6 protein-coding genes are annotated in these 10,507 nt (G+C 73.0%); 2 read left to right on the top strand and 4 right to left on the bottom strand.

Going from position 1 to position 10,507, the window contains the following annotated elements:
- Positions 1–16: 16 nt before the first annotated feature.
- On the bottom strand, positions 17–1,375 hold the full coding sequence (locus AC0IY1_RS24300) for a sigma-54-dependent transcriptional regulator (protein WP_103709473.1): 1,359 nt from the start codon (positions 1,373–1,375) through the stop codon (positions 17–19).
- A complete protein-coding gene (locus AC0IY1_RS24305; protein ID WP_471773103.1) occupies positions 1,372–3,303 on the bottom strand; it encodes an ATP-binding protein in 1,932 nt (643 codons plus the stop codon). The genes AC0IY1_RS24300 and AC0IY1_RS24305 overlap by 4 nt, the downstream gene beginning before the upstream one ends.
- 359 nt (positions 3,304–3,662) lie before the next feature.
- On the opposite strand from AC0IY1_RS24305, the gene AC0IY1_RS24310 reads away from it, so the two are divergent.
- A complete protein-coding gene (locus tag AC0IY1_RS24310) occupies positions 3,663–5,006 on the top strand; it encodes a dicarboxylate/amino acid:cation symporter (RefSeq protein WP_055948962.1) in 1,344 nt (447 codons plus the stop codon).
- A gap of 112 nt (positions 5,007–5,118) precedes the next feature.
- On the opposite strand, the gene glmS is transcribed toward AC0IY1_RS24310, so the two are convergent.
- A complete protein-coding gene (gene glmS, locus AC0IY1_RS24315; protein ID WP_471773106.1) occupies positions 5,119–6,945 on the bottom strand; it encodes a glutamine--fructose-6-phosphate transaminase (isomerizing) in 1,827 nt (608 codons plus the stop codon).
- Between the two features lie 222 nt (positions 6,946–7,167).
- Positions 7,168–8,553, bottom strand: a complete 1,386-nt coding sequence (gene glmU, locus AC0IY1_RS24320; protein ID WP_471773109.1) for a bifunctional UDP-N-acetylglucosamine diphosphorylase/glucosamine-1-phosphate N-acetyltransferase GlmU — start codon at positions 8,551–8,553, stop codon at positions 7,168–7,170.
- 286 nt (positions 8,554–8,839) lie between these two features.
- Here glmU and AC0IY1_RS24325 point away from each other — a divergent pair, with 286 nt between their 5' ends.
- On the top strand, positions 8,840–10,459 hold the full coding sequence (locus AC0IY1_RS24325; protein ID WP_471773111.1) for an OpgD/OpgG family glucan biosynthesis protein: 1,620 nt from the start codon (positions 8,840–8,842) through the stop codon (positions 10,457–10,459).
- The last annotated feature ends 48 nt before the right edge of the window (positions 10,460–10,507 follow it).

Here is a 10,507-nt window from a genome sequence, read left to right on the forward strand (position 1 = left end):
CTGGGCTCTGGGCGCCTCAGCGGTAGTCGGTCGGCGTGAGCCCGTGGCGGGCGATCTTGTCGTAGAGGGTCTTGCGCGGCGTCCCCAGGGATTCCGCCGCCAGCCGGACGTCGCCGCCGGCCATGATCAGCTCCTCGCGGATCAGGCTGCGCTCGAAGCGGTCGACTTGCTCGGCCAGGGTGCCGGCGGTGACGATCTCGGGCGCGGACAGGTCCTGCGCCCCGAGGCCCAGGGCGTAGCGCTCGGCGAAGTGGCCGAGCTCGCGCACGTTGCCGGGCCAGTCGTGCCGCCGCAGGTGCTCCAGGACCGGGCCGGTGATCGGCGGGACCTCGCGGCCGAAGCGGGCGGCCGCCCGCCGCAGGAATTCCTGGAAGAGCAGGATCACGTCCTCGCGCCGGTCCCGCAGGGGCGGGATCGCGATCGTGATCACGTTGAGCCGGTGATAGAGATCGTCCCGGAAGGTGCCCTGGGCCGCGGCCTGGCCGAGCTCGACCTTGGTGGCGGCCACCACCCGCATGTCGATGGGCAGGGACTCGTTGCCGCCCAGGGGCTCGATCTTGCGCTCCTGCAGCACGCGCAGGATCTTGACCTGCAGGTTGAGCGGCATGCTCTCGATCTCGTCGAGGAAGAGCGTGCCCCCCTGCGCATGCTCGATCCGCCCCACCCGGCGCTTCACCGCGCCCGTGAAGGCCCCGGCCTCGTGGCCGAACAGCTCGCTCTCGGCGACGCTGTCGGGCAGCGCCCCGCAATTCATCGCCACGAAGTTGCGCTTGGCCCGCCGGCTCCAGCGGTGCAGCGCGCTCGCCACCACCTCCTTGCCGACGCCGGTCTCGCCGAACACGAGCACGTCGACGTCGGCCTGGGCCACCTCGCGCACGAGCTGGCGCAGGCGCACGATGCCGGGCGACACGCCGAGGAAGGCCGGATCCTCCTCCAGGGCGGCGTCGAGGCGCGTCCGCAGCTGCCGGTTCTCGAGCACGAGGCGCCGGCGCTCCAGGGCGCGCCGGGCCGAGGCCAGCAGCGCCTCGGCCGGGTAGGGCTTGGCCAGGAAGTCGTAGGCGCCGTCGCGGATCGCCCCCACCGCCATGCGGATGTCGCCGTGGCCGGTGATCAGGATGACGGGCAGCTCCGGGTCGATGGCGCGCAGGCGGGCGAACAGCGCGACCCCGTCGAGGTCGGGCAGGCGCACGTCGGTGATGACGAGGCCCGGGGGATCGGCCAGGATCGCGGTCAGGGCCGGCCCGGCGGCCCCGAAGGTCTCCACCGTGAAGCCGTCGAGCTCCAGGCTCTGGCGGTTGGCCCGGCAGACCTCCGCCTCGTCGTCGATGAAGACGACCCGCTCCGCCGAGGCCGCCCCCTCCCTGGTCTCGCTCACGTCGTCGCCTCCGCCGGTCCGGCCACCCCGGTCTCCCCCAGTCCCGAGGTTTCCCCCAATCCCCCGGCCTTCGCCAGCGCCATGCGGAAGACGGTGCCGCCCGCCGGATCGGCCTGGACGGTGAGGCTGCCGCCGCAATCCTCGACGATTCCGCGGGCGATGGCGAGCCCGAGGCCGAGCCCGTCCGACTTGGTGGTGAAGAAGGCGTCGAAGACCTGCGCCCGCACCGCCTCGGGAATGCCGGGTCCGCTGTCGCGGACCGCGACCACGACGCGGTCCGCCGCCTCCTCGAGGACCTGCACGCCGACGCGCGGGTCGGTCCGGCCCTGGACGGCATCGAGGGCGTTCTGGAGCAGGTTCACCACGACCTGTTCGAGGCGCGGCCCGTCGCCGAGCACCCGCAGGCCGGGGCGTGCCCCCTCCACCACCAGGGGGATGCGGGCGGCCGAGGCCCGGGCCTCGACCAGCTCCAGGCCGTTGTGCAGGATCTCCGACAGGGCGACGGGCTCCCGCTTGGCGGAGGAGCGCCGGGCGAAGCCCTTGAGCTGGCGCGTGAGGCCGCCGATGCGGTCGGTGAGGCGCCCGATGGCGACGGCGTTCTCGGCCGCCTCCTCCGCCCGGCCGCGCCGGACCAGGATGGCGGCGTTGTCGGCGTAGGAGCGGATGGCGGCGAGCGGCTGGTTGATCTCGTGGGCCATGCTGGCGGCGAACTGCCCGAGGGCGGCCAGGCGCCCCGCCTGGGCGAGCTCGCGCCCCAGGCGCTCGCGCTCGGCCTCCGCCCGCCGGCGCTCCGCGATCTCGAGGCGCAGCATCCGGTTGGCGTCGGTGAGCTCCAGGGTCCGCTCCCGGACGCGGGCCTCGAGGGCGTCCCGCTGGGCCGAGGCGCGGGCGAGGCGCGCGCGGTTGCGCCGGCCCCGGCCCGCGAGGGCGGTGAGGCCGAGGCAGGCGAGGCCCGTGACCAGGGCGGCGATGATCCAGGCCTGGACCCGCTCGCGCTCCACCGTGCGGCCCAGCGGCGTCAGGGTGGTGAGCCGCCAGGCGGTGCCGGGGATCGGCGCCGCGAGGCGCAGGGCGGCCCAGGCCGGCCGCGCGCCCTGGCCGACGCGCACGAGATCCTCCGGGCCGGCGACGGGATAGAGGGGCATGGCGTAAAGGGGCATGGCGTCGAGGGGCGCGTCGCCGAATTCCAGGGCGTCGCGGATGCGCCGCCGCTCGTCCCCGTCGATCCGGCGCAGGGTGGTGAAGCGCCAAGCCGGCTCGCTCGCCACGAGGACGATGCCGCGCGCATCCGCGACGAACACCCCGTCCCCCGAGGCGCGCCAGGCCGCCTCGACGCCGTTGAACTCGATCTTGACCACCACGACGCCGCCGGCGCTGCCGATCCGCCGGGACAGGTAGAGGCCGGCGCGGCCGCTCACGGTGCCGAGGGCGAACTGCGATCCGGCCCCCTCCTGCATCGCCTGCCGGAAATAGGGCCGGAAGGCGTAGTCCCGGCCCAGGAAGCTGCCCGGGCTCCCCGCATTGCTGGCCGCGGCCGTGATGCCGTCCGGCCGGATGACGTAGATCACCGCCGAATCCGTCGCCTCGGCGACCTGGGCGAGGCGCCGGTTCACGCGGCTGATCAGGTCCGCCGGGGGCGCCGCCTCCGCGGCGGCGGCGATCTCCGGATCCGCCGCCAGGGCCAGGGGCAGGGAGGTCTGCTTCTGCATCTCGGCCGCCAGGACACCGACCTGCAGCCCCAGCGTCGCCTCGGCCGTGCGGCGCAGGTCGGCCAGGGCCCAGCGCTCGGCGATGCCCCCGGCGAGCCAGGCCGCGAGCAGGATCGCGGCGACGCTGGCCAGCAGGACGAGGCTGCGGTGGCTCGGCACGTGCGACGTGGCCCCCCGGTGCACATTGGACGCTTCGTCCGACTGGGATCGCGGCCTCATGCCGGCCGGATCCCTGCGATTTCCCGGAAAGGATTTCGCCGCCCCGTCCGGGTTTTCGCAAAGCGATCCTGCGCGCGCCGCGGACTCATCGCGAAAACGATCCCACTTTCAGAGGCTTAACGAAAAGTTTCGCGGGCACCCACCCTGGCATGCCGGTTGCCATTCCGGAGGGGTAATGCAGCCCTGCGTCGACCGCAGGGCTGTCCGCCCCAGGGCCGACGCCCCCGCCACCGCCTCCCTCCGGAGCGCGGCCGGGGGAGGCCGGATCCGCCGGCGCAAGACCAAGAGAGCGCGGACGCGGGACCTCGTCCCCGAGCCGCGCCGCCCTCGTTCGAGAGACCCATCGGGAGAACGCCATCATGGCCGCTGTACCATCGCCCCTCACCGCGCCCCACGCGCCGCCCAAGCCCAAGCCGATCTACCGGACCCTGTACTTCCAGGTGCTGGTCGCCGTGGCGATCGGCATCGCCCTGGGTCACTTCTACCCGCAGGTGGGCGCGGACATGAAGCCGCTCGGCGACGCCTTCATCAAGCTCGTCAAGATGATCATCGCGCCGGTGATCTTCCTCACCGTGGTCTCCGGCATCGCCGGCATGACCAATCTCGAGAAGGTCGGCCGCGTCGGCGGCAAGGCGCTGATCTACTTCATCACCTTCTCGACCCTGGCGCTGATCGTCGGCCTGATCGTGGCGAACCTCGTCCAGCCGGGCGCGGGCATGCACATCGATCCGAAGTCGCTCGATCCGAAGTCGATCGCGATGTACGCCGACAAGGCCAAGACGCAGACGATCACCGACTTCCTCATGAACATCATCCCGACCACCGCGGTGGGGGCGTTCTCGGGCGGCGAGATCCTGCAGGTCCTGTTCTTCTCGGTGCTGTTCGGCTTCGGGCTCGCCTTCCTGGGCGACCGCGGCAAGCCGGTCCTCGACATCATCAAGGTGCTGTCGGAGGCCATCTTCGGCGTGGTCAACATCATCATGAAGGTCGCCCCCATCGGCGCCTTCGGGGCCATGGCCTTCACCATCGGCAAGTACGGCATCGCCTCCCTGGCCAACCTCGCCTACCTGGTCGGCGCCTTCTACCTGACCTCGGCGATCTTCGTCCTCGGCGTCCTCGGCCTCGTCGCCCGCTACAACGGCTTCTCGATCATCAAGCTCATCCGCTACATCAAGGAAGAGCTGATGCTGGTGCTCGGCACCTCGTCCTCCGAGTCCGCCCTGCCCTCGCTCCTCGAGAAGATGGAGCGCGCCGGCTGCTCGAAGCCCGTGGTCGGCCTCGTGGTCCCCACCGGCTACTCGTTCAACCTCGACGGCACCAACATCTACATGACGATGGCGGCGCTCTTCATCGCCCAGGCGACGGACACGCCCCTCACCTACGGCGAGCAGGGCCTGCTGCTCCTCGTGGCGATGCTGTCCTCCAAGGGCGCGGCCGGCGTCACCGGCTCGGGCTTCATCACCCTGGCGGCGACCCTGGCGGTGGTGCCCTCGGTGCCGGTCGTCGGTATGGCGCTGATCCTCGGCGTCGACCGCTTCATGTCCGAGTGCCGCGCGCTCACCAACTTCATCGGCAACGCGGTGGCCTGCATCGTGGTCGCCCGCTGGGAGGGCGAGGTGGACGACGTCAAGCTCGCCGCCGCCATGGGCGGCAACCCGATGCCCCTCGACTCGGAGCTCCCGGCGCTGCAGCCGGCCGCGTGAGGCGACATGGACCGGGCCGCCGCGCCCGGTCCTCTCGAACGACACGGACGGGGGCGCCGACCGGCCGGTCGGCGCCCCCTTCTTTTGTCGCGTCCCGGACCGGGCGGGCGCCCTATTCCACCGTGACCGACTTGGCGAGGTTGCGCGGCTGGTCGACGTCTTTGCCCATGAAGACGGCGGTGTGGTAGGCGATCAGCTGGATCGGCACCGCGTAGACGATGGGCGCCACCACCGGGTCGAGGTCGGGCATCGTCACGGTGGCCATGGTGTCGAGGCCGGCCGCCGCCGCGCCCTTGGCGTCGCCGATCAGGATGATGCGCCCGCCCCGGGCGGCCACCTCCTGCATGTTCGAGACCGTCTTCTCGAAGATGGCGTCGTGGGGCGCGATCACGATCACCGGCACGCTCTCGTCGATGAGGGCGATGGGGCCGTGCTTGAGTTCACCCGCCGCATAACCTTCCGCGTGGATGTAGCTGATCTCCTTCAGCTTCAGGGCGCCTTCCAGCGCCATCGGGTAGCTGGTGCCGCGTCCCAGGTAGAGCACGTCCCGAGCCTTGGCGACCTCGCGGGCCAGGATCTCGATCGACCCTTCGAGCTTGGTCGCGTCGGCCATCAGGCCCGGCACGGTGATCAGCGCGTCGACGAGGCGGCGCTCCGCCCCGGCGTCGAGGGTGCCGCGCGCCCGGCCCGCCGCGATGGCCAGGCACAGCAGCACGGTGAGCTGGCACGAGAACGCCTTGGTGGAGGCGACGCCGATCTCGGGTCCGGCCAGGGTCGGCACCGTGGCGGAGGCCTCCCGGGCGATGGTGGAGGTCGGCACGTTGACCACCGCCAGGGTGTGCTGGCCCTGCGCCTTGGCGTAGCGCAGGGAGGCCAGGGTGTCGGCGGTCTCGCCCGATTGCGAGATGACGAGGGTGAGCCCGTCCCGCTCCAGGGGCGGCTCGCGGTAGCGTGCCTCCGAGGCGACGTCGATCTCCACGGGAAGGCGCGCCAGGCTCTCGAACCAGTACTTGGCCACGAGGCCGGCATAGTAGGCCGTGCCGCAGGCGGTGATCGAGAGGCGCGAGAGCTTGGCGAAGTCGAAGGGCAGGGCCTCGGGCAGGGCGACGCGGCCGTTCGCGAGGTCGACGTAGTGGGCGAGGGTCCGGCCGACCACCTCGGGCTGCTCGTGGATCTCCTTGGCCATGAAGTGGCGGTGGTTGCCCTTCTCCACCCGGAAGGCCTGGGCGACGATGCGCTGGCGCTCGCGGGTGACGGGCTGGCCGGCCTGGTCGCGGATCTCGGCGCCCGCGCGCGACAGGATCGCCCAGTCGCCCTCGTCGAGATAGGTGATCTCCTGGGTGAAGGGGGCCAGCGCCAGGGCGTCCGAGCCGAGATAGGTCTCGCCCTCCCCGTAGCCGATGGCCAGGGGCGCGCCGTGGCGGGCGCCGATCAGGAGGTCGTCGTGCCCGGCGAAGACGAAGCCCAGCGCGAATGCCCCGTGCAGGCGCGGCAGGCAGGCGGCCACCGCCTCGACGGGGCCGAGGCCCCCGTCCATCGCGTGGCTGACGAGCTGGGCCACCACCTCGGTGTCGGTCTCGCTCTCGAAGCGCACGCCCTGCGCCTGGAGCTCGGCCTTCAGTTCGCGGAAGTTCTCGATGATGCCGTTATGGACCACCGCCAGCCGGGCGGTGGCGTGGGGATGGGCGTTGGTCTCGTTGGGCCGCCCATGGGTCGCCCAGCGGGTGTGGCCGATGCCGAGGCTGCCGGCCAGGGGCGCGTCGCGCAGGCGCATCTCGAGGTTGGCGAGCTTGCCCTCGGCCCGCCGGCGCTCCAGGTGCCCCTCCGTCAGGGTGGCGATGCCGGCCGAGTCGTAGCCGCGATATTCGAGCCGGCGCAGGGCTTCCACCAGCTGCCCGGCCACGGCGTCCCGTCCGACGATGCCAACGATTCCGCACATGGGTTTTCGTGTCTTTCAAGAGTCCGGTTCGCGGCACGAGCGGGCCGCGTCATCCCAGGCTTGTATCGGATCGGGACGGGCGCACGCCAGCCACCCGGCCGCCGGGGTCGGTCCGGCCCGGATGCACAAGTCTGGCCCGGCAATCCTGAACGCGGGCTTGCCGGACGCGCCGCGAGCCCATGAGACGCGCCGCGAGCCCATGAGACGCGCCGCGGGCGCGTCCTACGGCTTCTTGGCCCGCGCCGCCTTCTCCGCCTGCAGGGCCGCGCGCTTGCCCGGCGCCCAGCCGGCCACGATGCGCTGGCGGCCCCGCGACACCGCCAGGGCGTCGTCCGGCACGTCGCCGGCGATCACCGACCCGGCGCCCACGATGGCGCCCGCGCCCACGCGGACGGGCGCCACCAGGGCGGTGTTGGAGCCGATGAAGGCGCCCGCCCCGATCTGGGTCCGGTGCTTGTTCACCCCGTCGTAGTTGCAGGTGATGGTGCCGGCCCCGAGATTGGCCCCCGCCCCGACCTCGGCGTCGCCCACGTAGGTCAGGTGGTTGGCCTTGGCGCCCGGCCCCATCCGGGCGTTCTTCACCTCGACGAAGTTGCCGATGCGCGCCCCCGTCTCCAGCACCGCGCCGGGGCGCAGGCGGGCATAGGGACCGATCTGGACGCCGGCCGCCAGGGTGGCGCCCTCCAGGTGCGAGAAGCTGTGCACCACGCAGCCCTCGCCCACCGTCACGCCGGGCCCGAACACCACGTGAGGTTCCACGAGAACGTCCCGTCCCAACACCGTGTCGATGCTGAAGAAAACCGTTTCGGGCGCGATCAGGGTCGCGCCCGCCGCCTGGGCCGCCCGGCGCAGCCGTCCCTGGATCTCGGCCTCGGCCACGGAGAGCTGGATCCGGTCGTTGACCCCCTGCGCCTCGGCCTCCGACACCGGCACCACCGTCACGGGCAGGCCGTCCGCCACCGCCAGGGCGACGGCGTCGGGCAGGTAGTACTCGCCCGCCGCGTTGGCGTTGCCGATGCGGTCGAGGAGGGCGAGGGCGCGGTCGCCCGAGAGGGCCATCAGCCCGGCATTGCACAGGGTGACGGTGCGTTCCGCGGCCGTCGCATCCTTCTCCTCGCGGATCGCCAGCACGCGGTCGCCCTCGGTCAGCACCCGGCCGTAGCCCGCCGGGTTCGGCGTCGTGAAGGCGAGCACCGCGACGGCCGCCCCCTCCGCCAGGGGAGCCCGCAGGCGCGCCAGGGTGGCGGCGGTGATGAGGGGCGTGTCACCGAAGGCGATCACCACGTCGTCGTCCCCCGCCTCCAGGGCGGCGCGGGCGGCCAGCACCGCGTGCGCGGTGCCGAGGCGCTCGGCCTGGGGGTAGACCGTCGCGCCGGGCGCCAGGGCGGCGATCTCGCGGGCGACCGCGTCCTGGCCCGGCTCCACCACCACGGCGATGCGGCCGGCCCCGGCCCCCTGCGCCGCGGCGAGCACGTGCCCCAGCATGGTCCTGCCGGCGACCCGGTGCAGCACCTTCGGCAGGTCCGAGCGCATTCGCGTGCCCTTGCCGGCGGCGAGCACGATGGCGGTGAGGCTGCGCCCCGTCTTCCTGATCGTCTGGTCCGTCATCGCGCGTTCCGCCGCTGGCCGAGCACTTGCGCTGGTCGAGCCCTTGCTCGAGCGATTGCTCTCGCGGCGGGGCTAAAGGCCGGACGGGGCCGTTTCAAGTCCGGACCCTGCGCCGGACGGGGTCGCGCACGCTTCGACGAGGTCCGAACGAACGGTCTGGAGCCCTTCGGCGTTGACCGCCGCGGTTCGGGACGGCTTAACCACCGGTTCAGGGCTCCGCATGGTAAACCGCCCGTAGCCCCTCGCCTCAACTCCGCGCGCGCCCCGCGCCGACCCGACGGACCCGATGACGCCGCCGAACCCGGATTTTCCCGCCGACCCGACCGCCGACGGCCCGACCGCCGCCGGACCTTGCCGCCGCAGCGTGCTGCGGCAGGCCGGCCTCGCCGTCCTCCTGAGGCCGACCGGCCTTGCGGCCTTGACCGGCGGGTTCGCCGCCCTGTCGGGCCGGGCTGCCGCCGCCGACGAGGCTCCGGCCCTGCCCGCCGACGGCACGCCGTTCCAGCCCGGCCTCGTCACCGATCTCGCCCGGGCCCTGGCCAGGCGCCCCTACGCGGCCCCCCGCATCGACGACCTGCCGGACGCCCTGACCGGCCTCAACCGCGAGCAATACGCCGCGATCCGGACCCGGCCCGGCAGCGCGGTCTGGGCCGAGGCCGGCCTCGGCTTCACCCTGGAGCCCCTGCATCGCGGCTCGGTCTTCCGCTCCCGCGTGGCGCTGGCCCTGGTGGAGGACGGCGTCGTGCGCGCCCTGCCCTACGATCCCGCCCGGTTCGAGACGGAGGGCGTCGCCCTCCCGGCCTTCAAGGACGACCCCGGCTATTCGGGCTTCCGCCTCCGCGCCCGCTTCCGCGGCGGGGAGCTCAGCGACTTCGCGATGTTCCAGGGGGCGTCGTTCTTCCGACTCCTGGCCGCCGGCCAGGGCTTCGGCGTCACGGCCCGGGCCCTGACCCTGCGCCCGGCCGACGCGAAGGGCGAGGAATTCCCCGAATTCCGCGCGATCTGGATCGAGCGGCCCGGCCCCGGCGGTCCCCTCGTGCTGCACGCCCTGGTGGATTCGCCCTCCGCCGCGGCGGCCCTGCGCATGAGTTTGCGCCCCGGCGACGCCTCCCTCTGCGACGTCGAGGGCACGGTCTTCGCCCGCGCGGCCATCGACCATCTGGGTCTGGGCGGCATGACCACGAGCTACCTGTTCGGCCCCCACGACCGGCGCGGGGCGGACGACGCCCGCGCGGGCGCCTCCTCCAGCGGCGGCCTGCAGATCCGCACGGGCGCCGGCGAGGCGATCTGGCGCCCGGTGCGCAACCCCCAGACCCTGCAGATCTCCTCCTTCCTCGACGAGAACCCGAAGGGCTTCGGCCTGATGCAGCGGGCGCGGGACTACGCCACCTTCCAGGACGACGTGCAGCACTGGGAATGGCGCCCGTCCCTCTGGCTCGAGCCGCTGGGGGCCTGGGGGCCGGGGGCGGTGACGCTCCTGGAGATCCCGAGCGATTCCGAGTTCAACGAGAACGTCCTGGCCTATTGGCGGCCCAAGGCGACCCTGGCGGCGGGGGCCGAGATGCCCTTCAGCTACCGCCAGCACTGGTGCTGGCAGCCGCCCGAGCCGCCGCGCGTCGCCGTGGTCTCGGGCACCCGCAGCGGGCGCGGCGCCGACAACCGCCGCCTGTTCCTGGTGGACTTCACCGGGGGCGGGATCGCCGCCCCCGGCGACCTCCAGACCCAGCTCAGCGCGGCCTCCGGGGCGATCCCGTCGAGCATCCTCTACCGCTACCCCGAGCGCGACACCCTGCGGGTGGCCTTCGAGCTCGATCCGAAGGGCGAGAAGTCCTGCGAATTGCGGCTCAACCTGCAGCGCGACGGCGCGCCGCTCACCGAAACCTGGCTCTACCGTTGGACCCCGTGACCGCATCCACCCTCCCCCCCGACGCGGCGGCCGAGGCCGCGCGCCCGC

The organism is Methylobacterium sp. AC690, from assembly GCF_979256535.1.

Excerpts from the sequence above, each read along its gene's own strand:
- glmS (WP_471773106.1), bottom strand. The coding sequence starts at position 6,945 with ATGTGCGGAATCGTTGGCATCGTCGGACGGGACGCCGTGGCCGGGCAG.
- AC0IY1_RS24310 (WP_055948962.1), top strand. The coding sequence starts at position 3,663 with ATGGCCGCTGTACCATCGCCCCTCACCGCGCCCCACGCGCCGCCCAAG.
- AC0IY1_RS24305 (WP_471773103.1), bottom strand. The coding sequence starts at position 3,303 with ATGAGGCCGCGATCCCAGTCGGACGAAGCGTCCAATGTGCACCGGGGG.
- glmU (WP_471773109.1), bottom strand. The coding sequence starts at position 8,553 with ATGACGGACCAGACGATCAGGAAGACGGGGCGCAGCCTCACCGCCATC.
- AC0IY1_RS24325 (WP_471773111.1), top strand. The coding sequence starts at position 8,840 with ATGACGCCGCCGAACCCGGATTTTCCCGCCGACCCGACCGCCGACGGC.